Here is a 24,482-nt window from a genome sequence, read left to right on the forward strand (position 1 = left end):
GAGGAGCACACCATGGCCAAGCTGATCTGCACCTTCATCACCTCCCTGGACGGCTATGTGGCCGACACCGAGGGCAACTTCGACTGGAGTACCCCGAGCGATGAGGTGCACACCTTCGTCAATGACCTGGAGCGTTCGGTGGGCACCTACCTGTACGGCCGGCGGTTGTATGAGGTGATGGTGGCCTGGGAAACCATGCACCTGAACGACGACGCCCAGCCGGCCGTGATGCGCGACTACACCGCGATCTGGCAGGCGGCAGAGAAGATCGTCTACTCCAGGACCCTGGCCGAACCACTCAGCCGGCGTACCCGCATCGAGCGCAGCTTCGACCCGGAGGCGGTGCGGGCGCTCAAGGCTTCGGCCACCGCCAACCTGTCGATCGGCGGTCCGCACCTGGCGGCACAGGCCTTCGCGGCCGGGCTGGTCGACGAGGTGCAGCTGTTCATCTCCCCCATCGTGGTGGGCGGCGGCCTGAAGGCCGTGCCCGACGGCCTGCACCTCGGTCTCGAGCTGACGGACGAGTACGCGTTCCGGAACGGCGTGGTGTACCTGGGCTATCGCGTACGGCACTGACCGCACACGATAATCTGGGGCTGCGCCGGCACCCCCGGCCCCACCAGATTGGACCAGACGATGACGCCTGACCGTGCTCCTGACCGTTCGATCGCCGCATCCACCCGCGCCCTCGTCATCGGCGAGGCCCTCATCGACATCGTGCGGCGCCCGGGCGCCGAGCCGGTGAGTCACGCGGGCGGCAGCCCGATGAACGTGGCGTACGGACTCGGCCGGCTCGGTGTGCCGACCACCCTGGTCACCCAGATCGGGGCAGACCCGTTCGGCGAGATCATCGCGGGGCACCTGCGCGCGGCCGGCGTCGACCTGCTGCCGGGGTCGGTCACGACCGGCGCCACCTCGAGCGCCACCGCCATCCTGGATGCGGCCGGCGCCGCCACCTATGACTTCGACCTGCGCTGGGAGCTGCCATCGGTGGCGCTGCCCGCCCCGTGCGCCTTGATCCACACGGGCTCGATCGCCGCGATCCTGCAGCCCGGCGGCCGGGCCGTGTTGACCGCGTTCACCGGCGCCCCGGCCGGCACCCTGCTCAGCTACGACCCCAATGTGCGGCCCGGCATCATGGGCAGCCGTGCCGACGTGGTGCGAGCCGTCGAAGAGCTCTCCCGGGCCGCGCACGTGGTGAAAATGAGCGACGAGGATGCCGCGTGGCTCTATCCGGGGCGGAGCCTGGACCAGATTGCCCGGGAATACGTGGCGGCCGGGGTGGCCCTGTTCGCCATCACCCGAGGCGGCGACGGCGCCCTGCTGCGGGCCGGCGGGGCCACGGCCGAGCTGGCCGCGCATCCGGTGACCGTGGTCGATACCATCGGCGCCGGTGACTCGTTCATGTCGGGGCTGCTCTACGCGATCCTCGTGAACGATGCCACCGAGGCCATCCTGCAGAACACCCTCCGCGCCGCCGACCTCGGTCGCCTGGGCCAGACCGCCCTGGCGAGCGCGGCGATCACGGTGTCGCGTGCGGGCGCCAACCCGCCCACGGTGGCGGAGCTGTTCGCGCGCTGACCCGCCCCTTCCACCGCACCGATGCAGACAGCGTGGGGCAAGTCAATCCCCTTGAACGCTGCAGCGACCCTGGCTTTACTGTGCCTACGTTGTCCCCATTGAGTGGGTCTCTGGCAACGGGTAACAGGAAGTTTGGTGCGACATGGCGGTCACAACAACCGATACGGCAGTGCAAGTCTCGGTAGAACTCACTCCCACGGATGGAGTGGTGATCGAGGGTAATTCGCTGGGGGTCACCATACGCATCACCGCGCTCCGGCCTGCGTTGATCGAGCACGCCGAGCTGACGCTGATCCGCAAGGTCAATTACACCTACGGCCGCGGCAACATCTACGGCGGCGTGTTCCCCGCCCGCGAACGCACCACCGAGCTGCTCACCACGGTCACGGTGCAAGCGCCGGGTGCAATCCCGGCCGGCCAGACCCGGGTGTTGTCGGGCAGCCTGAGCATTCCCACCGACGGCCCGGCCTCGGTGCGGGGAGACCTGATCGACGTGGGCTGGTCTGTGCGTTGCGTCCTGCATGCCGCCGGTGGTCAGATCATCAAGCGGGAACGACTGATCGACGTGCAGTCCTGGGGCCAGACCAGCGCCACCGACATCGGCCATCCGCCGGTCGGCGAACACCTCGGACAGGTCGCCCTGGAGTTCATCGCGTTGTCCTCCCGGGTGCTGGAACCCGGCACCCCGCTCACGGGCGTCCTGCGGGTGCGTCCCCGCGACGAGATCTCGACCCGGGGCGTGCGCGTGCAGCTGGTGCGCTGCGAGGAGGTCTGGGGCGGACCCGGCCAGGTCGCCGACCCCGACGCCAGCGAGTCCGAGGGCTACCGGCACGCCGAAGCCGTGACGGCCGCCGTCGTGGTGGGCCCCGCCGGGATGCTCACCCCCGGCACGGTGGTCGATCTGCCGTTCACGGTCGAAACACCCGCGGGCCTGCCGGCACCGTCGTTGTCCATCGGCAACCTGCACGTGCGCTGGGAAATCCGGGCCGTCGTCGACCTGCCCCTGCGCCTGGACCCGCGGCTCTCGCTCGACCTGCTCGCCGTCACGGCCAGCCGGCAACCGAGTGATTCCGGCCGCCCCGGGGCCCTCGACACCGACTGAGCACCGGTCTCACCAGGATTGAGAAGGCGGAGTGCTGGATCGCATCCGGTTCTCCTGTTGGACAGTGGGCTCCGAGCGGAGCAGCCTGAGGGTATGGAATACACACACCTCGGTCGTTCCGGCCTGTCCGTTTCGCGCCTGTGCCTCGGCACCATGAACTTCGGGCCCGAGACCGACGAGCCCACCTCGTTCGGCATCATGGACGCTGCCAGGGCGGCGGGCATCAACTTCTTCGACACCGCCAACGTCTACGGCTCCAAGCAGGGCCGGGGCGCCACCGAGAGCATCCTGGGCCGCTGGTTCGCGCAGGGCGGCGAGCGGCGCGAGGACACCGTGCTGGCCACCAAGGTCTACGGCACCATGTCCGACCGGCCCAATGACGGCAAGCTGTCGGCGCTCAACATCCGCCGCTCACTCGATGAGAGCCTGAAGCGCCTGCAGACCGACCACATCGACCTGTTCCAGTTTCACCACGTGGACCGTGACACCCCGTGGGATGAGATCTGGCAGGCCATGGAAACCGCCGTCGCGCAGGGCAAGGTCCTCTACGCCGGCAGCAGCAACTTCGCCGGTTGGCACATCGCCACCGCGCAGGCCGAGGCCCGCAAGCGCAACTTCAGCGGGCTGGTGAGCGAGCAGTCGCTGTACAACCTGCTCAAGCGCGACATCGAACGAGAGGTCATCCCCGCCGCCCAGGCCAACGGGATGGGAATCCTGCCCTGGTCGCCGCTGGACGGCGGCCTGCTCGGCGGTGTGCTGCGCAAGGAGCGCGACGGCAGCCGCCGGGTCTCCGGGGCCAACGCCGACAAGCTTGAGAAGAACCGCGCGGCCATCGGTGCCTACGAGGACTTCGCCGCCGAACTCGGCACCGAGCCCGGCGACCTGGGCCTGGCCTGGCTGATGCACCAGAGCGCGGTGACCGCACCGATCATCGGTCCGCGCACCATGGAGCAGCTCGAGGCCGGCCTGCGCGCCGTTGACCTGAAGCTCGACCAGGCCGCGCTCCAGCGCCTAGACGAGATCTTTCCCGGCTACCGCACCGCGCCGGAAGACTACGCCTGGTGAGCGCCGGACTCAGTGTTCTCTTCATCGGCGGCACCGGGGTGATCAGCACGGCCGCGGCCGAGCTGGCCGTGGCTCGTGGCCACCGGCTGACCGTGCTCAATCGCGGCCAGTCCGCCCTGCGCAGCGTTCCCGACGCGGCTGAGGTGGTCACCGTGGACGTGCGGGACGCGGCCGCGGTTGCGGCGGCGCTCGGTGAGCGTCGTTTCGACGTGGTGGTGGACTTCGTGGCGTTCACCCCGGAGCACGTGCGCGCCGACATCGCCCAGTTCGCCGGCCGCTGCGGGCAGTACATCTTCATCAGTTCGGCCTCGGCGTACCAGAAGCCGCCGGCCGCCCTGCCGGTGCGGGAGTCCACTCCCCTGCACAACCCGTTCTGGGCGTACTCCCGCGACAAGGCCGCCTGCGAAGATGTGCTCATGGCGGCGCACCGGGAGCAGGGCTTCCCGGTCACCATCATCCGCCCGTCGCACACCTACGACCGAACCCAGATCGCGCTGCTCGGCGGGTGGACCGACATCCACCGGATGCGCACCGGTCAGCCGGTGGTGGTGCACGGCGACGGCACGTCGCTCTGGACCCTCACCCACAGCACCGACTTCGCCAAGGCGCTCGTGGGCCTGTTCGGCCGGTCGCAGGCCGTGGGCGACAGCTTCACCATCACCTCGAACGAGTACCTCCCCTGGGACGCCATCTACGCCGAGTATGCCCGCGCCGCCGGCGCCCCGGCGCCGCAGATCGTGCACGTGGCGAGTGACACCATGGCGGCGGCCAACCCCGAGTGGAGTGGTCCGTTGCTGGGCGACCGGTCTCACTCGGTGATCTTCGACAACAGCAAGGTCACCGCACTCGTGCCCGACTTCGTGTGCACCACCCCGGTCGCGCTCGGCTTCCGCGAGGCGATCGCCTGGTACGACGCGCATTCCGACCAGCAGGTGGTGGATGCGGCGCTGAACGCCACCCTCGACGGGCTCGTCACCGCGCACTCCACTCTTTCCTGATCATCCGCAGCACTCGATTGGACACCCTATGAAGACCCGACTCATCGGCGACCGTCCCGTCAGCTCCATCGGCCTGGGCGGCATGCCCATGTCGATCGAGGGCCGACCCGACGAAGCCCGCTCCATCGCCACCATCCACGCCGCCCTCGAGGAGGGCGTGACCCTGTTCGACACCGCGGATGCGTACCACCTGCACGCCGACGAGGTGGGCCACAACGAGTCGCTCATCGCAAAGGCCATCGCCTTGTGGGGCGGCGACTCGTCGCGGGTGATCGTGGCCACCAAGGGCGGGCACCTGCGGCCCGGCGACGGCACCTGGTACGTCGACGGCCGACCCGAGTACCTCAAGCAGGCCGCCGAAGCCTCGCTCAAGCGCCTCGGCGGCGACGCGATCGACCTGTACCACCACCACCGGCCCGACCCCGCGGTGCCGTACGCCGACTTGATCGGCGCCATCCGGGACCTGCTCGACGCCGGCACCATCCGCCTGGCCGGTATCTCCAACGCCAACCCGGCGCAGATCCGCGAGGCCCACGACATCCTCGGCGGCCGGCTCGCCAGCGTGCAGAACCAGTACTCGCCCGCGTTCCTCAGCAGCCGGCCCGAGCTCGACCTCTGCACCGAGCTCGGCGTCGCGTTCCTGTCCTGGAGCCCGCTGGGCGGCATCAAGTCCGCCGCCGACCTGGGCACAGCCTTCGCGCCGTTCCAGCGGGTGGCGGATGCCCACGGCGTGAGCCCGCAGGTCGTCACGCTGGCCTGGCACCTGGCCGCGTCGCCCCGGGTGATTCCCATCCCCGGTGCGAGCCGACCCGAGAGCATCCGTGACTCGGTCCGCGCAGCCGACCTGACCCTGTCAGACGAGGAACTCGCCACCCTGTCGGCCGCTCTGAACGACGCCGCGGTGACGGCATGACCGCCATCGTGCACCTCGACCTGCGCCTCGACCCGGCCGCGCTCGAGACCGTCCCGGCCCTGCTGAACGAAGTCCTCACCGCGACCCGCGCCTGGCCGGGCAACGAGGGACTCGAGGTCATCGTCGACGACGCCGACCCCGCCCACGTGATCGTCGTCGAGCACTGGGCCACCGCCGCCGACCACGACGCCTACGCCGCCTGGCGCACCACGCCGGAGGGTGTCAGTCGTCTGGGTGAGGTTCTCGCTGCTCCGCCGGTGAAGACGGTCTTCTCCGGCCGGATCCCGCTGACCCTCTAGCCGGTCAGGCCGCCGAGCCGACAGCGTCGACAGGCTCGAGGGCGGCGGCCGCGGCGGCGACGTCTTCGAGCAGCTGCTCGAGGAACGCCGACGCGGCCGGGCTGGGCTCGTCGGCGACCGCCACGGCCACCGCCCACTCGGGCACGGTCGCCGGCAGCGGCACCGCAACGAGGTCGTCGGGCCGCTTCAGCGCGAAGCTGGTGGGCACAATGGCCACGCCCAGGTTGTAGCCCACCAGTTCGAGCAGCGGATGCACGTCGTTGACCTCCATCGCCGCCCGGTACTCGAAGCCGGCGGCGGCGAACGCCCGCCGCGCGAGCATGTGCGCGCCCCAGCCGGCCTGGAAGCCGATCAGCGGTTCGGTGCGCAGGGTCTCCAGGTCGGCCTCGGCCAGAGCCGCGACGGGGTGGTCCGGGTGGCAGAGCACCACCATCTTCTGGCTGCTCAACCGGTGCAGCCGCACTCCGGGCGGGGTGTCCCCGGTCACCACGACCAGCGCCACATCGGTGGTGCCGCTGGCCACCCCCTCGATCAGCTCCACGGAACCCAGCTGGCGCAGGCGCACCTCCACCCCCTGGTTCGCGGTGCGGAAACGGGCGAGCTCGGCGGGCAGGTCCACGGAGCCCAGGCACGGTTCGGCGCCCACGGTAAGGCGTCCGCGCATGAGGCCGCGTACCGCGGCAACAGCGTTCTGGGCCGCTGCCGCGCTGGCCAGGGTGCGAAGCGCATCCGCCAGCAAAGCCTGACCGGCGGCCGTGAGCTCGACCCGGCGGGTGCTGCGGATGAACAACGAGGTGCCCAGCTCGATCTCCAGGGCCCGGATCGACGCGGACAGCCCCGACTGGGAGATGTGCAGCAGCTCGGCTGCCCGGGTGAAGTGACGTTCGTCGGCGACCGTCACGAAGTGTTCAAGCTGACGCAGTTCCATTCAGCAACCCTACAACTCAGTGCGGCAGCACCCAGAGCTTCGGCGTCTCGCTACTTGTCGAGGGGGCGCCAGATCACCACTTGGTTCGAGCGGCGGGTGCGGGTGCCGGCGCGCATCGAGATGACGTCACCGGCCGAGCCGGCCGCGAAGACGCGGCGGCCCGGACGGTTGAGCAATTCGTCGGCCAGGGCCGCTTCCAGGTCCCCCACCCGGCTTTCCAGGGCCCGCACGGTGTCTTCCAGCGCGAGGATGCGCCGGATCCCCTCCAGGCTCACACCCTCGGCACCCAGATCCGCGATCTCCCGCAGCCGGGCCACATCGCGCATTGAGTAGCGGCGCGAGCGGCCCGGCGTGCGGCCGGGGCTGACGAGCCCCATCCGGTCGTACTGCCGCAGGGTCTGCGGGTGCATACCCGCCAACTCTGCGGCAGTGCTGATCACGAAGACCCGGGTGTTCTCATCCATGACCGGTGTCAGCCCTTGGCCCTGGCGAGCAGTTCGTCGCGCGGGTTCTCCTTGGGCAGCGCCTCGTTGAACGCGAGCAGCTTCTCCTCGGCGTCCTTCGACAGGTGCGACGGAACGGCCACCTGAACCTCGGCGAGCAGGTCGCCGGTGCCCTTCGGGGTGACCACACCGCGACCCTTGACCCGCAGCACCCGCCCACTGGGGGTGCCGGGCGCCACGCGCAGCTTCACCGGCGGCCCGCCCAGGGTGGGCACCTCGATGGTGGCACCGAGGGCGGCTTCAGCGAAGGTCACCGGCACGTTCACACGCAGGTTGAGTCCGTCACGTTCGAAGACCGGGTGCTTGCGCACGGTGACGGTGAGCACGATGTCACCGTTCTCGCCGCCGTCCGGGCTGGGTTGCCCCTGCCCGCGCAGCTTGATCTTCTGCCCGTCGGCCACGCCGGCGGGAATCTTGACCTTGATCGACCGACCCTCCTGCGTCTGCAGGGTGATCTGGTCGCCGTGGGTGGCCGTGATGAAGTCGACCGTGGTCGACGCGACCACGTCACGCCCCCTGGTCGGCCCGCCCGCGCCTCGGAAACCTCCGGTGGGGGTGCCGAACCGGCCACCACCACCCTGGGCGCCACGGCCGAACATTCCGCCGAGGATGTCGTCGAAGCCGGCCTGCTCGTAGGAGTAGCCCTGCTGTTGACGGGCTCCTCCACCGAACATGCCGCCGAAGACGTCGTCGAAGCCGCCCTGCTGGCCGCCCTGCCCGGGGGCGGTGAAGCGAGCTCCTCCGCCCATCGCGCGCACGGCGTCGTACTCCTTGCGCTGTTCGGGGTCACCGATGACCGAGTGGGCCTCGCTGATCTCCTTGAACTTCGCCTCCGCCGCGGGGTTACCCGGGTTGGAGTCGGGGTGGTACTTGCGGGCCAGCTTGCGATATGCCTTCTTCAGGTCGGCCGCGGAGACGTCCTTCGACACCCCGAGAACCTTGTAGAAGTCCTTGTCGAACCAGTCCTGGCTAGCCATCGCTCGGTACCTGCACGACGACCTTGGCCACCCGCAACAGCGAGGACCCGAGGTAGTAGCCGGTCTCGACGACGTCGCCGACGGTTTCCACGTCGATGTCGGGCGTGGGCATCTGGAAGATGGCCTCGTGCACGGTGGGGTCGAACACGTCGCCGACGGTGCCGTACGGCTTGAGGCCGATGCGCTCGGTGCTGGCGCGCAGCTTGGCCGCGATGGTCGCGAAGGCGGTGTCGCCCTCGAGATCGCCGTGCTTCTCGGCCCGGTACAGGTCGTCGAGCACCGGCAGCAGTACCTTGACGACTTCGCCGGTGACGCGCTCGCGCTCGATCTCCCGGTTGGCCTCGGTGCGCTTACGGTAGTTGGCGTACTCCGCGGTGACCCGCTTGAGGTCGGCGAGGTGCTCGCTGGAGGGATCGGATGCCTCGAGGTCGGCCGCGTCCAGGATGTCCTGCACGGTCAGCTCGTCCTCCTCGATGCCCGCGGCGTCAGCCGCGTCGACGAACTCGGCCGGAGCGGCCGCGTCGGAGTCCGGCCCGCCCGCCGCGGGGGCGCCCGATTCGGGCACTCCCGCAGCAGCAGCAGACTCGTCTTCGGGACGGTTCTCGTCCGGACGGTTGGCGTCGCTCATTACTTCTTCGCTTCGTCCTCGTCGTCGACAACCTCGGCGTCGACAACGTCTTCGTCGGGGTTGCCCGACTCGGCGGTGGGCTCGGCGGTCTCGGACTCGCCGGCCGCGGCATCCGCCTGGCTGGAGGCGTAGATGGCCTCGCCGAGCTTGCCCTGGCTCTCGGTGAGCTTGTCGAACGCGGTCTTCACAGCGTCGTCGTCGTCACCGGCGAGAGCGGACTTGAGGGCGTCGACGTCGGCCTGAACCTCGGTCTTGACCTCGTCGGGCAGCTTCTCGTCGTTCTCCTTGATCAGCTTCTCGATCGAGTAGGCGAGCTGCTCGGCGCCGTTGCGGGTCTCGGCGGCTTCGCGGCGGCGCTTGTCTTCTGCCGCGTGCTCTTCACCCTCGCGAACCATGCGCTCGATGTCTTCCTTGCCCAGCGCGGTGCCGCCGGTGATGGTCATCGACTGCTCCTTGCCGGTGCCCTTGTCCTTGGCGGACACGTGGACGATGCCGTTGGCGTCGAGGTCGAAGGTGACCTCGACCTGCGGGATGCCGCGCGGGGCCGGCGCGATGCCGGTGAGCTCGAAGGTGCCCAGGTTCTTGTTGTCGCGGGTGAACTCGCGCTCGCCCTGGAAGACCTGGATGGCCACGGACGGCTGGTTGTCGTCGGCCGTGGTGAAGGTCTCGCTGCGCTTGGTGGGGATGGCCGTGTTGCGCTCGATGAGGCGCGTCATGATGCCGCCCTTGGTCTCGATGCCGAGGCTCAGGGGGGTGACGTCGATGAGCAGAACGTCCTTGCGCTCGCCCTTCAGGACACCGGCCTGCAGTGCGGCGCCGACGGCGACGACCTCGTCGGGGTTGACACCCTTGTTCGGGTCCTTGCCACCGGTCTCGGCCTTGACGAGCTCGTACACGGCGGGCATGCGGGTGGAGCCACCGACGAGAACGACGTGCGCGATGTCCTCGACCTTGACGCCGGCCTCACGGATGACGTCCTGGAAGGGCTTCTTGGTGCGGTCGAGCAGGTCTTCGGTCATCTTCTCGAACTGGGCGCGGGTGAGCGTCTCGTCGAGGTTGGCCGGGCCGTTCTCCGTCAGCGAGAGGTACGGCAGCTGGATGCTGGTGGACATGCTCGAGGAGAGTTCCTTCTTGGCCTGCTCCGCGGCTTCCTTGAGGCGCTGCTTGGCGATCTTGTCCTTGGAGACGTCGACGCCGGTGGAGTCCTTGAAGCGCTTGATCAGGTGATCAACGATGCGCTGGTCCCAGTCGTCGCCGCCGAGGCGGTTGTCACCGGAGGTCGAACGCACCTGGATGGTGCTGAAGTCGTCGTCCTTGCCCACCTCGAGGAGGGAGACGTCGAAGGTTCCGCCACCGAGGTCGAAGACCAGGATGAGCTCGTCTTCCTTGCCACGGTCCAGGCCGTAGGCCAGGGCGGCCGCGGTGGGCTCGTTGATGATGCGCAGCACGTTGAGGCCGGCGATCTCGCCGGCTTCCTTGGTGGCCTGGCGTTCGGCGTCGTTGAAGTACGCGGGAACGGTGATGACGGCATCCGTCACCTTGTCGCCCAGGTACTGCTCGGCGTCGCGCTTGAGCTTGGCGAGGATGCGGGCGGAGATCTCCTGCGGGGTGTACTTCTTGTCGTCGATGTCGACGGTCCAGTCGGTGCCGACGTGGCGCTTGACCGACGAAATGGTGCGGTCCACGTTGGTGACGGCCTGGCGCTTGGCGGTCTCGCCGACGAGCACCTCGCCGTCCTTGGTGAACGCGACCACGGAAGGCGTGGTGCGGAAGCCTTCAGCGTTTGCGATGACGGTGGGTTCTCCACCCTCGAGTACGGCCACCACCGAGTTGGTGGTTCCGAGGTCAATGCCGACTGCACGAGCCATGTGAGAGTATCTCCTTCAAAGTTTGGGTTCAAGGCCTGTTTCAAAGACTTGAGTGTTGCTGGCTCAAGTGTGCCACCGCCCAAAAACCTAAGTCAAGCCGGGGCCGCCAAAGTTGAGTCGGAGAGGCTCAACTCCCAGCGTTCTCACAAGAAGTGGGACAATAACGTGTGCCGCCCTCGACCTCACCCGATCCCGCCGCGGACTCCGTACGCCGACGCGCCGTGCTGGCGAAGCTCCCGCGGATCTCCCGGCTCGACGGCTCCGCCATCCGGGTTCTCCTCGTCGACGACGAGGACACCCTCACCAATCTGGTGAGCCTGGCGCTGAGTTATGAGGGCTGGATCGTGGACGTCGCCCACACCGGGCAGGCCGCCCTGCGGGCCTACCGGGACAACCGGCCGGACGTCGTGATCCTGGACATCATGCTGCCGGACACCGACGGATTGAGCGTGCTGCGCCACCTGCGCTCCGGCGGTTCCACCACGCCGACCCTGTTCCTCACCGCCAGGGACTCTGTGGACGACCGCATCATCGGCCTGACCGCCGGCGGTGACGACTACATGACCAAGCCGTTCAGCCTCGAGGAACTCGTGGCCCGGCTGCGCGGGCTGCTGCGCCGCACCGTGCAGGCCGTCCCCGAGGAGCAGGCCGCGCTGGTGGTGGGCACCCTGACCCTGGACGAAACCAGCTATCGGGTGCGTCGCGACGACGCCGACATCATGCTCACCACGACCGAGTTCGACCTGTTGCGCTACTTCATGCGCAACCCGATGCGGGTGCTGAGCCGGGCGCAGATCCTCGACGAGGTCTGGAACTACGACTTCGCCGGGCGCGGGAGCATCGTGGACCTCTACGTGTCGTACCTGCGCAAGAAGATCGATGCGGAACGCGCCCCGATGCTGCACACCGTGCGCGGTGTCGGCTACATGCTGAGGCCCGCGGAGTGAGCGCGGTCGGTTCGTCTACGGCTCCCCCCGAGCGCGGAGCGGCGCCCTGGACGCTCCGCCGCCGACTGGTGGTGGGAATCGCCGGCGTCGTGGCAGCGGTGCTTCTGGGCATGGGCCTGCTGAGCATCGCCGTGTTGAGCACCTCCACGAACACCGTGGCCGATGCCCAGCTCACGGCGTCGCTGTCGGCGCTGAGCCAGTCTGTCGACAAGTACCGGGGTCCGCCCGCCGTCGGCGGGCACGGGCACGGCGGCGGCGTGGCCAAGTCCTTCGTCGATTTTGTCGGGCACGGGCGTGGCACAGTGATCGCGGTCGTCGCTGATGGTGTGGTCGCCGACTCCGCCCTGTTCTCGGGCACCGGCGCCGTTGTGCTCTCGACCGACGCGATCGAGGCGATCGAGCTTGCCGTCACCGATCTGGAGTCGGACGGCGAGAACCGAAGCCTGAACCTGGGCGACCTCGGCAGTTACCGCGTCGCGACAGCCGTCAACGACGGCGAGCTGCTGGTGGCCGGCGTACCGCTCGAGGCCGCCGAGATGGCGTTGTTGCGCCAGGGCCTGGCCATCGCCGTCTTCACGGTGCTGGCGCTGGCCGGAACCGTGCTGGGCACGATTCTGGTCGTGCGACTCGCCCTGCGCCCCCTGGCCCGGGTGGTCGAGACCGCCGTCGAGGTGACCGCGCTGCCGTTGGCCGTGGGCGACCACGGCATCTCCACCCGCCTCGCGGCCGCAGACACCGATCCCCGCACCGAGACGGGCAAGGTGGGTGAAGCCCTCAACCAACTGCTCGACCACGTCGACACCGCCCTCAGCGTGCGGGCCGCCACCGACCGGCGGATGCGCCGGTTCGTCACGGATGCCTCCCACGAGCTGCGCACCCCGCTCGCGGCCATCCAGGGCTACGCCGAACTGACCCGGCAGGACAGCGCCGAGCTGCCCGAGATCACCGAGTACTCGCTCGCCCGGATCGAATCCGAGGCTCGGCGGATGAGCTCGCTCGTGAGTGACCTGCTGCTGCTCGCCCGTCTCGACGAGGGCCAGGACCTGCACGTGGAAGACGTGGACCTCGCCGACCTGCTGCTGACCGCGGTGAACGACGCCAGGGCATCCGCGCCGTCGCACAGCTGGCTCGCCGAGGTGCCGGACACTGCCGTGGTCGTGCGCGGCGACCGGGAACGCCTGCACCAGCTGGTGGCGAATCTGCTCTCCAACGCCAGGGTGCACACCCCGCCCGCCAGCAGCGTGACCGCCCGGCTGCGGGTGGGCTCGCCCGGCATGCCGGTGCAGCTGAGCGTGCAGGATGACGGGCCGGGCATCACCGCGGATCTGCTGCCGGTGATCTTCGAACGCTTCGCGCGCGGCGATGCCTCCAGGACCCAGGTGTCCGGCGGCCCCCGCAGCACCGGCCTGGGCCTGGCGATCGCCCTGTCGATCGCCGAGGCGCACGGAGGCACCATCCGGGTGCGGTCCTCCCCCGCGGGCACCGCCTTCACAGTCACCCTGCCCACCCCGGGCACCCGGCGCCCGTGATGCCCCGACTGGTGGTGGTGCTCCCCGTGGTGCCGCTGCGCGTGGGCGCCGGCTTCGCCGTGGCCGAATGGCCCCTGCACGTCACGGTGCTGGCGCCGTTTCTCACGGATGCCGACCCCGGCGACGTCGGCCACGCCATCCGTCTCGCCGTCGAGAACCAGGCGCCGCTCACCGTCGTCGCCGGCGAGGACGCGCTGTTCGGGCGGCGGCACACCATCCCCGTCACAATGCTGCTCCCGCACGAGGGACTCACCCGGCTGCACCACACCCTGGTGGACACCCTGCGGCCGTTCGCCGCCGCTCCAGACGAACCGGCCTTCACCGGCGACGGCTTCCGCGCCCATGTGACGCACAAGCCGCCCGCCCGCCTTCACCCCGGCCAGTCCCTCACCCTCGGTCAAATCGCCCTGGTGGACATGCTCCCCCGAACACACGAGGCCGGCCGCACGGTCCTGGCCGCCACCAGTTTCGCGAGCTGAGAGAAAAGCCCCGAAACCAGAGGGTTTCGGGGCTTGACTCACCGTCCGCGAGGTGTCACTCGCGCGGCGACCAGACCTCCCGGGCGGTCAGCGGCACCGCGAGGGGACGCTCGGTCGTCGTGGTCAGCTCGAGCCGGCGCCCCTCGGCGGCCGACTGCAGCAGCGAGGTCATCACGTCGAGGGAATGCAGCGCGATGTCACCGTTCGCGCGGGCCGCACGGTCGGGGCCGGCCGCGATGAAGTCGAGCAGGCCGATACCGCGGGCGCTGTCCAGGTAACCGGCCGCCGTCGGCAGGGGCCGCCACTGGGTGGCCCCGAGCTCGAAGAAGCGCGTCTCGCCGTCGAACCGGTTCGGGTCTGGCGCCGAGAGGGTGCCGTTCTCACCGTGCACCTCGAGGGGGGCCGCGTCGGTGGCGGCGCCGTCGAAGCTCGTCGTGATCGTGGACAGGGCGCCACTGTCGTGCTCGAGCACCCCGGTGATGTGCGTGTCGACGTCGACCGGGATCACCGCGCCGGCCCGCGGGCCCTGCGTGATCGTGCGCGTGCCCCGCAGCCGGCTGGCCGCGCCGGTGACCGAGCGCACCGGCCCGAGCAGGTGCACCAGGGCGGCCACGTAGTACGGGCCCATGTCCAGCAGCGGGCCGCCGCCGCTCTGGTAGTAGAAGTCGGGGCTGGGGTGCCAGCGTTCGTGCCCCGCTGTCACCATGACGGCGGATGCGGCCAGCGGGCGCCCGATCAGGCCGTCGTCGATCGCGTGACGAGCGGTCTGCACCCCGGTACCCAGAACGGTGTCCGGCGCGCTGCCCAGGCCCACCCCGGCGGCAAGCGCCGCGGCAACGATCTCGCGGGCGTCGGCCATCCGGGCGGCCAGCGGCTTCTCCCCGTAGACGTTCTTGCCGTGGCCGATCGCGGTCAGCGCGATCTCGGCGTGCGCGGCCGGGATGGTGAGGTTCAGCACGGTGTCGACCTCGTCGCTGGCGACCAGCTCGGACACCGACAGGGCTCGCGCGTGCGGCAGCCGGTCGGCCAGGGTGCGGGCCCGGGCCGTGTCGAGGTCGGCGACCGCCGTGATCCGGATCTGGGCGCTGTCGGCGAGAGTGTCGAGGTAGGCGGCCGAGATGTTGCCCAGGCCTACGATTCCTAGGCGGTGCGGGTGGCCCACAGCATGCCCCTTTCGATGATGGTGCGTACGTTGGGGTCGGCGAGAACCTCCGGGCTGTGCCCCGCGGTGCTGACGCATAGGCGACCCGTGCCCCAGAGCCGGGTCCACACCGCCGGCGAGGTGATGGGCCGGTGCCAGGGCTCCCAGTCGGGCGCCGGATGGGTCGTCGTGGCGAGCACATCGATGAGGTCGTCGTGCAGCACCCAGTACTGCTCGGTGCACAGGTCGAAGTCGGCGAGGCCGGCGGTGATCGGATGCTCCCGGCCGAGCGGCGTCATCTGCACCGTGTAGTCCAGGTAGTTGTTCTCCTGCGCGCCATCGACCCGGTCCGCGGGCGGTTTGCCCGGGTGGGTGGCGAACTGTCCGCCGATCAGCTGCAGGTAGTCGGCGGAGGCCCGGAAGGAGTCGGCGATGCCGCCGTGCCAGCCCGTGAGACCGGTGCCGGCGGCCACCGCCGCGCGAAGTCCCGCGACCTGGTCGCCGCTGATCTCACTCATCGTGACGCTCTGCACGATGAGGTCGAACCGGGCCATCTGCTCGGCGTCGGCGTAGATCTCGGGTGACTCCTCGATCTGCACCGAGTAGTCGTGTGCGGCGAGGAACGGTAGGAACATCGCCGTGGCGGCGACGGGGTGGTGGCCGTCCCAGCCTCCTCGAACGATCAGGGCGTTGTGCTGGGTCATGCGGTTCTCCGTTCCACGGGCGTCGTCTGGGATCTGGCCTTGGCGCTCGCCTCGACCGCGGCGAGTACCCGTTGAACATCGAGCGCCTCGACGAAGCCCGGCGAGGGCGCGGTTCCGGCGCCGATGGCGGTCACGAAATCGACAATCTGGTGGGTGAACAGGTGCTCGTAGCCGAGGCCGTGCCCGGTGGGCCACCAGTTGGCGACGTAGGGATGCACGGGATCGGTGACGACGATGCGGCGGAAACCCTCGGCCTCGGGGTCGGTACCGCGGCCGTCGAAGTACTCGAGTTCGTTCATCCGCTCGAAGTCGAAGGCTATCGATCCGCTCTCACCGTTGATCTCGATGCGGTTCGCGTTGCGACGGCCGGTGGCCATCCGGGTGGCCTCGAACACTCCCAGGGCCCCGCCGGAGAAGGTGGCGGTGAACGCCATCGCATCGTCGACCGTGACCGGCCCGCGGGCCGCGTCGGGGTCGGCGACACCGCCGAGTCCGGCCGCCGCGCCGCGCTGCGGACGTTCGGTGACAAAGGTGCGCAGGGTCGCAGAGACCTCGGTGATGCTCTCGCCGGTGAGCCATTGCGCGGTGTCGATGCTGTGGGCGCCGATGTCGCCGAGCGCCCCGGAGCCGGCCTTGGCCTTGTCCAGCCGCCAGCTGAGCGGGGCCGCCGGATCGCTCAGCCAATCCTGCAGGTAGTCAGCCCGCACGTGCCGGATAGCGCCCAACCGGCCCTCGGCGATGAACCGGCGGGCCAGCGCCAGCGCCGGCGTGCGGCGGTAGCTGAAGCCGCACATCGACAGCACGCCGGACTGGGCGGCCTGCTCGGCGGCGTCGGCCATCGCCACGGCTTCAGCCACGGAATTGGCCAGCGGCTTCTCGCACAGCACGTGCTTGCCGGCCGCGAGGGCGGCCAGGGCGATCTCGGCGTGGGTGTCACCCGGAGTGCAGATGTCGATGACGTCGATGTCGTCGCGGGAGACGGCTTCGCGCCAGTCGGTCGACCACTCCTGCCAGCCCAGTTTTGTGGCCTGCGCGGCGGTGGTGTCAGCGGACCGGCCCACGAGCAGCGCCATTTCGGGTTCTCGGGGAAGGTCGAAGAACCTCGGCGCCGTGCGCCAGGCCTGCGAATGGGCCGCGCCCATGAACGCGGTTCCGATCAACGCCACCCGCAGCGGGGTCTGGTCTGCCATTCGCGCTCCTTCAGTCGACACCATCGTCGGACGCTTGTCCTCTGCGAGGATGGCAGCACCAGCACCACCCCGGCACTTTTTTGCGCAAAAATGGTGGGAGGAGGCAGGGTGATGGGCGAAACGGCACGGGTGACACTCAGTGATGTCGCCGAGCGAGCGGGAGTGTCCATCGCCACGGCCTCACGCGCCCTGGCCGGGCGCGGCGAACTGGGTCTGGCCACCCGGGAACGGGTTCTGGCGGCCGCGACCGCGCTGGGCTACGACCGGGGCACGTCGTCGCGCGGACGGCCCAGCACCCTGGACACGCGATTGATCGAGCTCGTGCTCGGCTCCTTCGACGATGCCTGGACCGACGAGGTCACGGCGGGTGCGCGGCGCAGTGCCTTCGAGCACGGCTACGACCTCGTGCTCACCCTCGAGCGGGACGACCCCGCCGACGACTGGCCCGCGCGGGTCGCCACCCGCCGGCCGTCCGGCGTGATCCTGGGCCTCATCAGGCCCACCCGTCGGCAACTCACCGAGCTGCGGGGGCTGAGGATCCCCCTGGTGTTGCTGGACCCGCGGTCCGACCCCAACGGCGAGCTGGCCAGCGTGGGCACGACCGACCACCAGGGCGGTTACGACGCCGGCGCGCACCTGGCCGCCACGGGCCTCGGCCGCTTCGCCGTGATCACCGGCACCCCGCGGTTCAGGTTCGGCAAGGCTCGCGAGGAGGGCTTCCGCCGCGCGATCGCCGAGCACGCGCCCGGCGCCCCGGTCACGCGCGTGGACGTGGGCTGGGACGGCGCTGGTCTCAGCACCGCGATCCCCGACCTGTTCTCCGGTGACCGCACCCCGGTGGGCGTCTTCGCCTGCAACGACGCCATGGCCCTGGCGGTGTACCCCGCGGCCCGGCGGGCCGGGCTGCGCATTCCCGCGGACATCAGTGTGATCGGCTTCGACGACGAACCGCGCTCCATTGTGGCGTCACCTCCGCTGACCAGCGTGCACCAGCCGCTGGGGGCGATGGCCGCCCGCGCGGTGGCCCTCGTGCACGAAATGCGCGCCCGCGGCGGGGAGCACTTCGACAGGATCGAGCTGCCGACCCGGCTCGTGTTGCGCCAGTCCACCCTCGCCACCCCTCCGCGAACTGTGCGTTGAGCGCTAAAACCTCGGGTTTTCGGTGCGAAAGTCACGGCTCGCGGGGCGGTAATTTGGGGGAATGGAGATACGGGAAGCCCGGGAGGGCGACTGGGGCGCGATCTGGCCCTTTTTGCGGGACGTTGTGGCGGCCGGCGAGACCTATTGCTGGCCACGGGACACCAGCGAGGCCGACGCTCAGGCGTGGTGGCTGGGCAAGCCCGGCGGCCGGGTCTTCGTGGCCGAGGACCACGGCCGGGTGCTCGGCACCGCCGAGCTGCACCCCAACCAGCCGGCGGCGGGAGGTCACGTGTGCAACGCCGGCTTCATGGTGGCCCCGCAGGCGGCCGGTCGAGGCATCGGCCGCGCCCTGGCCGAGCATGTTCTCGAGCAGGCCGCGAACGCGGGGTTCCGCGCGATGCAGTTCAACGCCGTGGTGGAGACCAACCACAACGCCGTGAGCCTCTGGCAGAATCTGGGCTTCAGCATCCTCACGACGGTGCCCGGCGCCTTCCGTCATCCGGTGCACGGCTATGTGGGCCTGCACGTGATGCACAGATCGCTGCTGCCCTGACTACTGCCCTAATATCCGTCGCCCATTGTTCACCCCACGGCCCTAGGGTGAACGCATGACCGAGACACTCGACGGCAACGGCGCCGCCCACGCCCCCGCGGCCCGCACTCCCGCCCGCGCCGCCGTCGTCGCCTGGAGCCTGTGGGACTGGGGCTCGGCCGCTTTCAACGCCGTGGTCACCACGTTCGTCTTCTCGGTCTACCTCACCGGCTCGTCATTCGGCGACGAGCGCGACGTCGCCGCCCAGCTCGGCTGGGCACTCGCGATCGCCGGGTTCCTGATCGCCGTGCTCGCCCCGGTCACCGGCGCCCGCTCGGACTCCTCCGGCCGGCGCAAGTTCTGGCTCGGCGTGAACACCTTCATCGTGGTTGGGCTCACCGCCGGCATGTTCTTCGTGCTGCCCACTCCGGAGTACCTGCTGCTCGGCCTGGTGCTGCTGGCCGCCGGCAATGTGTTCTTCGAGCTCGCCGGGGTCAGCTACAACGCCATGCTCGCGCAGGTCTCGACGCCACGCACCATCGGCAAGGTGAGCGGTTTCGGCTGGGGCATGGGCTACATCGGTGGCATCGTGCTGCTGCTGATCGTCTACTTCGGCTTCATCAGCCCCGAGGTGGGCCTGTTCGGCGTCACCAGCGAAGACGGGCTGGCGGTGCGGGTGACGATGCTCATCGCCGCCGCATGGTTCGGCCTGTTCGCGCTGCCGCTGCTGTTGCGGGTGCCCGAATACCGGGCGCCGGATGCCGCGAAGCGCGCCAAGGTCGGCTTCTTCCAGTCCTACGTCGAACTGGGCCGCGACGTGGCCAAGCTCTGGAAGACCAACCGCCAGGTCGTCTACTTCCTGTTCGCCAGCGCCATCTTCCGTGACGGCCTGGCCGGCGTCTTCACCTTCGGCGGGGTACTTGCCGCGTCGGCGTTCGGCTTCTCCCCCGGCGAGGTGATCATCTTCGCGATCGCCGCGAACGTGGTGGCCGGAGTCGCCACCATCAGCGTGGGAGTGCTCGACGACAGGCTGGGCGCCAAGCCCGTCATCGTCACCGCCCTGGTGGGCCTGATCGTCAGCGGCAGCCTGGTGTTCCTGCTGCACGACGGCGGCCAGATCGTCTTCTGGACCGCCGGCCTGGCCCTGTGCCTGTTCGTGGGGCCCGCCCAGTCGGCCAGCCGCACCTTCCTGGCCCGGATCATCCCGGCCGGCCGGGAGGGCGAGGTGTTCGGCATGTACGCCACCACCGGTCGTGCCGCCAGCTTCCTGGCCCCCACGGCGTTCGCACTGGCCGTGACCATCTTCGGCGAAACCTACTGGGGCATCCTGGGCATCGTGCTGGTGCTTGTCATCGGCTTGCTGTTGTTGCTGCCGGTCAAGGCCCGGCAGAACCAGATGGGCTGAGCCCTCGAGGCGGTGGCTCCGGATGCGTTCCGGCCGCCGCCCAGAGCGCGTGGAAGTGGTTGATCGGGCCGTGCCCGCCGCCCACCTCGAGCCGGTCGGCGGAGGCCACGCTGTCGCTGAGCCAGGCCTTCGTCTCGGTCAACGCCCGCGGCCAGTCCCGGTGCCGGGCCGCCAGCGTGGCCAGGGCCGACGACATCGAACAGCCGGTGCCGTGGGTGTTCACGGTGTTGATGCGCGGCGCGGAGACCTGCACGATGCGGGCCCGCCCTGGCTCGGTGCCGGCCGCGTCGACGAGGGCATCCGGGCAGGCCGGACCGGCCAGGTGGCCGCCCTTGACCAGCACCCGGGTGCCGCAGGCGCGGGAGAGCCGCTCGCCCTGCTCGAGGGCCGCTGCCCAGTCGGCGGCCTCGGGTTCGTTCACGAGCACGGCCAGCTCGGGCAGGTTCGGGGTGACCAGGTGCACCAGCGGCACCAGGGCGCGGAGCGCGGCCTCGGCGGACGCGTCGAGCAGCCGGTCGCCGCTGGTGGCGATCATCACCGGGTCGAGCACGATCACGGATGGCCGCACCCGGGCCAGCCACGCGGCCACGGTCTCGATGAGGTCGGCCTGGCCGAGCATGCCGATCTTCACGGCGTCGATGGTGACGTCGTCGCTGACCGCGTCGAGCTGTTCCACGAGGAAGGACACCGGTGGGATGTGCACCGAACGCACCCCGCGGGTGTTCTGGGCGACGAGCGCGGTGACCACGGCCATGCCGTAACCGCCGTTGGCGGCGATGCTCTTGAGGTCGGCCTGAATCCCGGCGCCGCCGGTGGGGTCGGTGCCGGCGATGCTGAGCACCCGGGGGATCTCCCTCGGCCCGGTCATCGGGTCCACTCCCGGTGCAGGGCGCTGGCGGCGGCACGGGCATCCGGAGCGGCGCAGACGGCCGACACCACGGCCACCCCGGCGGCCCCGGCCCGGCGCAACGGCCAGACATCCGCGAGCCCGATGCCGCCGATCGCGACGCAGGGCAGCGCACTCGTGGCGGCCAGCGCGGCGAAGCCGGGCACCCCGAGCACGGGCGGATGGTCGGGTTTGGTGCTGGTGGCCCGGATGACGCCGACGCCCAGGTAGTCCACGGTGCCGGCGGGCAGCGCGAAGACCCTGTCGAGCTCGGCCGGGGTGTTGGCGGTGATGCCCACAATCGCGTCGGAGCCGACCCTGTCGCGCACTCTGGCCACGGCTTCGTCGCCCTGGCCCACGTGCAGGCCGTGCACGGCGGCGCGCTCGGCGAGCGCCCGCAGGTACACGTCGACCCTGTCGTTGACGACCACGGTGGCGCGGTCACCGACCGCGTCGGCCACCTGCAGCAGCAGGCGCAGCACGTCGTCGTCCGACCCGGTCTTGTCGCGCACCTGCACGGTGGTGATGCCGCCGGCGACGGCGTCGATCACGGTTCTCAGCACGCCCCTGGCACCGCACAGGGCGGTGTCGGTGACGAGGTAGAGCGAGAGATCGCTCACGCCAGCCGCGCCCGGTCGATGACGGTGGCGCCGTCGAGGGAGTGCAGCCGGTCGAGGAAGTGCGCCGCGAAACTGCCCGGCCCGGCCGCGTCGGCGGCGGCGAGTTCGGCGGCGACGGTGTACAGCAGCGTGGCGGCGGCGGTCGCGGCGAGCGTTGCGCCGGGTTCGTCGCGGTCGACGAGCGAGAGCACGGCGGCGGTCACCGCGCCGAGCGCGCATCCGCCGCCGGTGACCCGGGTGAGCAGCACGTGACCGTTGGCCACCCGGATGGTCTGCGAACCGTCGGTGATGAGGTCGACCGCGCCGGACACGGCTACGCTCGCTCCGGTGCTGCGGGCGAGCAGGGCGGCGGCGTCGGCGGCGCCCTCCGGCGAGTCGGTGGCGTCGACGCCTCGGCCGCCGGTGCCCAGCTGGGCCAGGGCGATGATCTCCGACGGGTTACCGCGGATGGCCGTGGGCCGGAAGTGCAGCAGCTCGCGAGCCAGCCCGGTGCGCACCGGCAGCACGCCGATCGCGACGGGGTCGAGCACCCAGGGGGTGCCGGCGGCGTGTGCGGCCGACGCGGCCTCGAGCATCGCACTGCGCTGCTCGGCGTGCGGGGTGCCCACGTTCACCAGCACTCCGGAGGCCACCCCGGCGAACGGTCCGGCCTCGGTGGGCACGTCCACCATCGCGGGCGCGGCTCCCAGGGCCAGCAGCACGTTGGCGGTGAAGTTGGTCACCACCGCGTTGGTGAGGCACTGTACGAGAGGTTGGCTCTCGCGCAGACGGCCGAGCAGATGGGCAGCATTCTCTGGTGTCAGACGGATGGTCATCCGGGACATCCCTTCGCTAGTACGAACTAGATCAGGTTCAACGGGTGTTTTCTCAGCCCCGGCCGTTTGGCAGGGCACCCCGTGTCACTACCGAAACCCTAGCGGCCGGATTGTTCACACCCGGACTAGTAGTCGAAATCGTCGACGGCGAACCACGGCACCGGCACCGCCGGGTCCAGAAGCGCGAGCGGATCCACCTCGAAGGTCTCCAGCACCACGCTGACGCCAGGTGACACGAGCGCCTCCACACCGACATCGCCGACGACGGGTAGCCTGACCATTCCGCCACCCTGCCGGACGGCGGCCGTGAGGGCTGCTACGAGCGCGGTCACGTCGCACGAGCTGCGCAATCGGAACAGGCGCTCGCCGACCGTGAGGGTGTGAGCCTGCATGACATCTCCCTCGGTGTAGATCTCACGCTAAGACCAAAGCGGCGACGTGTATACACGGTTGACAGCGCTGCGTCTTTGTCTTTGTCTGAAACCCTCCAGCGTTTACACCGGCGCACCCGGCACACTGGACCGATGACAACCACACTGCTGAACAAGGCCGAACTCCTCAACGCCCTGCACGTGCCCGGCACGCCACTGATCGTCACGAACGTGTGGGACGCGATCACCGCCAAGATCGTCTCCGAGACCCCGGGCGTGAAAGCCCTCGCCAGTGCCTCGCACTCGGTGTCCAACGTGCGCGGCCTGCCGGACGGCGAGGGCCTCACCGTCGACGAGGCCATCATCGCCGCCCGCATTATCACCGGAGCGACCGACCTGCCCGTCTCGGTCGACTTCGAGAAGGGCTACGCGGCGGATGCCGCGGGGGTCGCCCGCAACGTGCGCCGCCTGATCGAGGAGGCCGGGGCCGCCGGCATCAACATCGAAGACTCCGTGGGCGCCACCAAGGCGCCGCAGTTCGACATCTCCACCGCGGCCGCCCGGGTCGCCGCGGCGCGGGAGGGCGCCGAGGCGGCCGGGGTGCCGCTGGTGATCAACGCCCGCGTCGACACCCTCGCGGGCGGCGGCGAGTGGGCCGAGGCCGTTCAGCGTGCCAACGCCTATCTCGACGCCGGCGCCGACGTGATCTTCTTCCTCGGCCTGGGCGACGAAGACAAGGTCAAGCGCGCCCTCGACGAGGTGAACGGCCGCATCTCCGTGATCGGGAACCCCGGCGCCGTTCCCCTGGCCCGGCTGGCCGAACTCGGCGTCTCCAGGGTCAGCTTCGGCCCCGGTACCCTCGGCCTGGCCCTCGCCGCGTTGCAGCGCGCCGCCGCCCAGCTCACCGCGCTCGGCGATTACCCCGACGACCTCGGCTTCCCCTTCGAGCTCTAACCCGGTCTCAGCGTGGGCGGCTCGGTACGGTGGGGTCATGCCCAGCTTCGCGTCGCACGATGAGACCGTTCTGCACTACGACGTTCTGACCCCGGATGCGGCGGGCGCGCCTGAGCGCCCGCCGCTGGTCGTGCTGGCCGGCGGGCCGGCCCGGCATCCGGAGTACCTGGGCGATCTGGCCGGGCTCACCCGCCTGCGCACCCTCGTGGTGCTGCACCAGCGGGGCGTGGGGGCGTCGTCGCCATCGCCCACCGCGCCCGCCGCATCCTGGCCCGCCCTGGCCGACGACGTCGAGGCGCTCCGCCGGCATCTGGGGCTGGCCGAGATCGAGCTGCTCGGCCACTCGGCCGGCACCCGCGTCGCGCTCGCCTATGCGGCCCGCCACCCTCATCGGCTGGCGAGCCTGTGCCTGCTCACCCCGCCCGCGCAGTGGCTCGTGACCGTCCCCGACGACAGCTCGCACATCATCACGGGGCACCGCGCCGAGCCCTGGTACGCCGATTACGTCGCGCACCGGATCGCGGCGACGGCGGCGACGACCGCCTCCGACCTGAACCACCTGTTCCCCTACCTCGCCCCGATCGCCTGGTCGCGGTGGACGGCCCAGGCCCGGGAGCACGAGGCGACCGGCGCCTGGCATCCCGCGGCGCAGGACCTGTTCTTCGCCGGGGCCGACCCGGCGGGCATCCTGATCGGCCTGGCGCAGGTGCACTGCCCGGTTCTGGTGGTCGCGGGCGCCGACGACGGCCTGACCGGGCTGGCCCCGGTGCTGGCCGTCGCGGACCTGTTCACGAACGGTCGTGCAGTGACCATCGCCGGCGCCGGGCACTACCCGTGGGTGGAGCAGCCGCAGGCGTTCACCGCGGCGCTGGCCGGTTTCTACCGGCGCCCGGCGGACACGGCCTAG

At 70.3% G+C, this 24,482-nt stretch carries 27 protein-coding genes and 1 riboswitch; of the genes, 15 read left to right on the plus strand and 12 right to left on the minus strand.

What is annotated here, in order from left to right; genetic code table 11:
- Positions 1-12: 12 nt before the first annotated feature.
- The 7 genes from B7495_RS16735 to B7495_RS16765 all read left to right on the plus strand — a co-directional run bounded on the left by B7495_RS16735 (position 13) and on the right by B7495_RS16765 (position 5,958).
- Positions 13-576, plus strand: coding sequence for a dihydrofolate reductase family protein (locus B7495_RS16735; protein WP_088458158.1), 564 nt, complete (start codon positions 13-15; stop codon positions 574-576).
- Positions 577-636: 60 nt separating this feature from the next.
- The gene (locus tag B7495_RS16740; RefSeq protein WP_088457587.1) at positions 637-1,581 is read left to right on the plus strand and encodes a carbohydrate kinase; all 945 of its coding nucleotides are present in this window, start codon (positions 637-639) and stop codon (positions 1,579-1,581) included.
- A gap of 208 nt (positions 1,582-1,789) precedes the next feature.
- Complete coding sequence (locus tag B7495_RS16745; protein ID WP_151199598.1) at positions 1,790-2,683, plus strand: hypothetical protein; 894 nt, start codon at positions 1,790-1,792, stop codon at positions 2,681-2,683.
- 93 nt (positions 2,684-2,776) lie between these two features.
- A complete protein-coding gene (locus B7495_RS16750; RefSeq protein WP_088457589.1) occupies positions 2,777-3,748 on the plus strand; it encodes an aldo/keto reductase in 972 nt (323 codons plus the stop codon).
- Entirely contained in the window at positions 3,745-4,746 is a 1,002-nt protein-coding gene (locus B7495_RS16755; RefSeq protein ID WP_240632294.1) for an NAD-dependent epimerase/dehydratase family protein, read from the plus strand. Before B7495_RS16750 ends, B7495_RS16755 begins: the two co-directional genes overlap by 4 nt.
- A gap of 28 nt (positions 4,747-4,774) precedes the next feature.
- Entirely contained in the window at positions 4,775-5,659 is an 885-nt protein-coding gene (locus B7495_RS16760) for an aldo/keto reductase (RefSeq protein WP_088457591.1), read from the plus strand.
- On the plus strand, positions 5,656-5,958 hold the full coding sequence (locus tag B7495_RS16765) for a putative quinol monooxygenase (RefSeq protein WP_088457592.1): 303 nt from the start codon (positions 5,656-5,658) through the stop codon (positions 5,956-5,958). The genes B7495_RS16760 and B7495_RS16765 overlap by 4 nt, the downstream gene beginning before the upstream one ends.
- Before the next feature lie 4 nt (positions 5,959-5,962).
- Here B7495_RS16765 and B7495_RS16770 read toward each other — a convergent pair whose 3' ends face one another.
- The 5 genes from B7495_RS16770 to dnaK are packed head-to-tail and all read right to left on the minus strand — an operon-like array spanning position 5,963 to position 10,862.
- Entirely contained in the window at positions 5,963-6,886 is a 924-nt protein-coding gene (locus B7495_RS16770) for a LysR family transcriptional regulator (protein WP_088457593.1), read from the minus strand.
- A 50-nt stretch (positions 6,887-6,936) separates the two neighbouring features.
- The gene (locus B7495_RS16775) at positions 6,937-7,350 is read right to left on the minus strand and encodes a heat shock protein transcriptional repressor HspR (protein ID WP_088457594.1); all 414 of its coding nucleotides are present in this window, start codon (positions 7,348-7,350) and stop codon (positions 6,937-6,939) included.
- Positions 7,351-7,358: 8 nt separating this feature from the next.
- Entirely contained in the window at positions 7,359-8,366 is a 1,008-nt protein-coding gene (locus B7495_RS16780) for a DnaJ C-terminal domain-containing protein (protein WP_088457595.1), read from the minus strand.
- On the minus strand, positions 8,359-8,994 hold the full coding sequence (locus B7495_RS16785) for a nucleotide exchange factor GrpE (protein WP_088457596.1): 636 nt from the start codon (positions 8,992-8,994) through the stop codon (positions 8,359-8,361). Before B7495_RS16785 ends, B7495_RS16780 begins: the two co-directional genes overlap by 8 nt.
- Positions 8,994-10,862 carry a molecular chaperone DnaK gene (gene dnaK / locus B7495_RS16790; RefSeq protein WP_088457597.1) on the minus strand — a complete coding sequence of 623 codons (1,869 nt, stop codon included), beginning with the start codon at positions 10,860-10,862 and terminating at the stop codon, positions 8,994-8,996. The genes B7495_RS16785 and dnaK overlap by 1 nt, the downstream gene beginning before the upstream one ends.
- Positions 10,863-11,083: 221 nt before the next feature.
- On the opposite strand from dnaK, the gene B7495_RS16795 reads away from it, so the two are divergent.
- Genes B7495_RS16795 through B7495_RS16805 form a run of 3 tightly spaced genes read left to right on the plus strand, consistent with a single transcriptional unit; the run spans position 11,084 to position 13,817 of the window.
- Positions 11,084-11,809 (plus strand): response regulator transcription factor, encoded by a 726-nt coding sequence (locus B7495_RS16795; protein WP_279327056.1) that lies wholly within the window; start codon positions 11,084-11,086, stop codon positions 11,807-11,809.
- On the plus strand, positions 11,806-13,338 hold the full coding sequence (locus B7495_RS16800) for a cell wall metabolism sensor histidine kinase WalK (RefSeq protein WP_205748689.1): 1,533 nt from the start codon (positions 11,806-11,808) through the stop codon (positions 13,336-13,338). The genes B7495_RS16795 and B7495_RS16800 overlap by 4 nt, the downstream gene beginning before the upstream one ends.
- Positions 13,338-13,817, plus strand: a complete 480-nt coding sequence (locus B7495_RS16805; RefSeq protein ID WP_088457599.1) for a 2'-5' RNA ligase family protein — start codon at positions 13,338-13,340, stop codon at positions 13,815-13,817. The genes B7495_RS16800 and B7495_RS16805 overlap by 1 nt, the downstream gene beginning before the upstream one ends.
- A gap of 55 nt (positions 13,818-13,872) precedes the next feature.
- Here B7495_RS16805 and B7495_RS16810 read toward each other — a convergent pair whose 3' ends face one another.
- From B7495_RS16810 to B7495_RS16820, 3 genes are read right to left on the minus strand one after another with little or no spacing between them, the layout of a single operon-like run.
- A complete protein-coding gene (locus B7495_RS16810; protein WP_088457600.1) occupies positions 13,873-14,979 on the minus strand; it encodes a Gfo/Idh/MocA family protein in 1,107 nt (368 codons plus the stop codon).
- Positions 14,958-15,662 carry a ThuA domain-containing protein gene (locus B7495_RS16815; protein WP_088457601.1) on the minus strand — a complete coding sequence of 235 codons (705 nt, stop codon included), beginning with the start codon at positions 15,660-15,662 and terminating at the stop codon, positions 14,958-14,960. The genes B7495_RS16810 and B7495_RS16815 overlap by 22 nt, the downstream gene beginning before the upstream one ends.
- A complete protein-coding gene (locus B7495_RS16820) occupies positions 15,659-16,852 on the minus strand; it encodes a Gfo/Idh/MocA family protein (RefSeq protein ID WP_088457602.1) in 1,194 nt (397 codons plus the stop codon). Before B7495_RS16820 ends, B7495_RS16815 begins: the two co-directional genes overlap by 4 nt.
- A 129-nt stretch (positions 16,853-16,981) precedes the next feature.
- Between B7495_RS16820 and B7495_RS16825 the strand changes: the two genes are divergently transcribed.
- The 3 genes from B7495_RS16825 (at position 16,982) to B7495_RS16835 (ending at position 19,929) form a co-directional block, all read left to right on the plus strand.
- On the plus strand, positions 16,982-17,992 hold the full coding sequence (locus tag B7495_RS16825; protein ID WP_240632295.1) for a LacI family DNA-binding transcriptional regulator: 1,011 nt from the start codon (positions 16,982-16,984) through the stop codon (positions 17,990-17,992).
- A gap of 61 nt (positions 17,993-18,053) precedes the next feature.
- The gene (locus B7495_RS16830) at positions 18,054-18,545 is read left to right on the plus strand and encodes a GNAT family N-acetyltransferase (RefSeq protein WP_088457604.1); all 492 of its coding nucleotides are present in this window, start codon (positions 18,054-18,056) and stop codon (positions 18,543-18,545) included.
- Between the two features lie 55 nt (positions 18,546-18,600).
- Positions 18,601-19,929, plus strand: coding sequence for an MFS transporter (locus tag B7495_RS16835; protein WP_088457605.1), 1,329 nt, complete (start codon positions 18,601-18,603; stop codon positions 19,927-19,929).
- Here the strand turns inward: B7495_RS16835 and thiD are convergent.
- The 4 genes from thiD to B7495_RS16855 all read right to left on the minus strand — a co-directional run bounded on the left by thiD (position 19,901) and on the right by B7495_RS16855 (position 22,642).
- Positions 19,901-20,797 (minus strand): bifunctional hydroxymethylpyrimidine kinase/phosphomethylpyrimidine kinase, encoded by an 897-nt coding sequence (gene thiD / locus B7495_RS16840; protein ID WP_088458160.1) that lies wholly within the window; start codon positions 20,795-20,797, stop codon positions 19,901-19,903. The genes B7495_RS16835 and thiD overlap by 29 nt on opposite strands.
- Positions 20,794-21,435 carry a thiamine phosphate synthase gene (gene thiE / locus B7495_RS16845; RefSeq protein ID WP_088457606.1) on the minus strand — a complete coding sequence of 214 codons (642 nt, stop codon included), beginning with the start codon at positions 21,433-21,435 and terminating at the stop codon, positions 20,794-20,796. The genes thiD and thiE overlap by 4 nt, the downstream gene beginning before the upstream one ends.
- On the minus strand, positions 21,432-22,250 hold the full coding sequence (gene thiM / locus B7495_RS16850) for a hydroxyethylthiazole kinase (protein WP_088457607.1): 819 nt from the start codon (positions 22,248-22,250) through the stop codon (positions 21,432-21,434). The genes thiE and thiM overlap by 4 nt, the downstream gene beginning before the upstream one ends.
- A riboswitch (TPP riboswitch) is annotated at positions 22,242-22,342 on the minus strand. It overlaps the preceding gene by 9 nt.
- 33 nt (positions 22,343-22,375) lie before the next feature.
- Positions 22,376-22,642, minus strand: coding sequence for a hypothetical protein (locus tag B7495_RS16855; protein WP_088457608.1), 267 nt, complete (start codon positions 22,640-22,642; stop codon positions 22,376-22,378).
- 132 nt (positions 22,643-22,774) lie between these two features.
- Here B7495_RS16855 and B7495_RS16860 point away from each other — a divergent pair, with 132 nt between their 5' ends.
- The gene (locus tag B7495_RS16860) at positions 22,775-23,575 is read left to right on the plus strand and encodes an isocitrate lyase/phosphoenolpyruvate mutase family protein (RefSeq protein WP_088457609.1); all 801 of its coding nucleotides are present in this window, start codon (positions 22,775-22,777) and stop codon (positions 23,573-23,575) included.
- Positions 23,576-23,612: 37 nt separating this feature from the next.
- The gene (locus B7495_RS16865) at positions 23,613-24,482 is read left to right on the plus strand and encodes an alpha/beta fold hydrolase (protein WP_088457610.1); all 870 of its coding nucleotides are present in this window, start codon (positions 23,613-23,615) and stop codon (positions 24,480-24,482) included.

It is taken from the genome of Cryobacterium sp. LW097, assembly GCF_002205495.2.
GTDB lineage: Bacteria > Actinomycetota > Actinomycetes > Actinomycetales > Microbacteriaceae > Cryobacterium > Cryobacterium zongtaii.

Coding starts and splice junctions, on each gene's coding strand:
- B7495_RS16735 (WP_088458158.1), top strand. CDS start 13: ATGGCCAAGCTGATCTGCACCTTCATCACCTCCCTGGACGGCTATGTG.
- B7495_RS16740 (WP_088457587.1), top strand. CDS start 637: ATGACGCCTGACCGTGCTCCTGACCGTTCGATCGCCGCATCCACCCGC.
- B7495_RS16750 (WP_088457589.1), top strand. CDS start 2,777: ATGGAATACACACACCTCGGTCGTTCCGGCCTGTCCGTTTCGCGCCTG.
- B7495_RS16760 (WP_088457591.1), top strand. CDS start 4,775: ATGAAGACCCGACTCATCGGCGACCGTCCCGTCAGCTCCATCGGCCTG.
- B7495_RS16765 (WP_088457592.1), top strand. CDS start 5,656: ATGACCGCCATCGTGCACCTCGACCTGCGCCTCGACCCGGCCGCGCTC.
- B7495_RS16770 (WP_088457593.1), bottom strand. CDS start 6,886: ATGGAACTGCGTCAGCTTGAACACTTCGTGACGGTCGCCGACGAACGT.
- B7495_RS16775 (WP_088457594.1), bottom strand. CDS start 7,350: ATGGATGAGAACACCCGGGTCTTCGTGATCAGCACTGCCGCAGAGTTG.
- B7495_RS16780 (WP_088457595.1), bottom strand. CDS start 8,366: ATGGCTAGCCAGGACTGGTTCGACAAGGACTTCTACAAGGTTCTCGGG.
- B7495_RS16785 (WP_088457596.1), bottom strand. CDS start 8,994: ATGAGCGACGCCAACCGTCCGGACGAGAACCGTCCCGAAGACGAGTCT.
- dnaK (WP_088457597.1), bottom strand. CDS start 10,862: ATGGCTCGTGCAGTCGGCATTGACCTCGGAACCACCAACTCGGTGGTG.
- B7495_RS16805 (WP_088457599.1), top strand. CDS start 13,338: ATGCCCCGACTGGTGGTGGTGCTCCCCGTGGTGCCGCTGCGCGTGGGC.
- B7495_RS16815 (WP_088457601.1), bottom strand. CDS start 15,662: ATGACCCAGCACAACGCCCTGATCGTTCGAGGAGGCTGGGACGGCCAC.
- B7495_RS16820 (WP_088457602.1), bottom strand. CDS start 16,852: ATGGCAGACCAGACCCCGCTGCGGGTGGCGTTGATCGGAACCGCGTTC.
- B7495_RS16830 (WP_088457604.1), top strand. CDS start 18,054: ATGGAGATACGGGAAGCCCGGGAGGGCGACTGGGGCGCGATCTGGCCC.
- B7495_RS16835 (WP_088457605.1), top strand. CDS start 18,601: ATGACCGAGACACTCGACGGCAACGGCGCCGCCCACGCCCCCGCGGCC.
- thiD (WP_088458160.1), bottom strand. CDS start 20,797: ATGACCGGGCCGAGGGAGATCCCCCGGGTGCTCAGCATCGCCGGCACC.
- thiM (WP_088457607.1), bottom strand. CDS start 22,250: ATGACCATCCGTCTGACACCAGAGAATGCTGCCCATCTGCTCGGCCGT.
- B7495_RS16855 (WP_088457608.1), bottom strand. CDS start 22,642: ATGCAGGCTCACACCCTCACGGTCGGCGAGCGCCTGTTCCGATTGCGC.
- B7495_RS16860 (WP_088457609.1), top strand. CDS start 22,775: ATGACAACCACACTGCTGAACAAGGCCGAACTCCTCAACGCCCTGCAC.
- B7495_RS16865 (WP_088457610.1), top strand. CDS start 23,613: ATGCCCAGCTTCGCGTCGCACGATGAGACCGTTCTGCACTACGACGTT.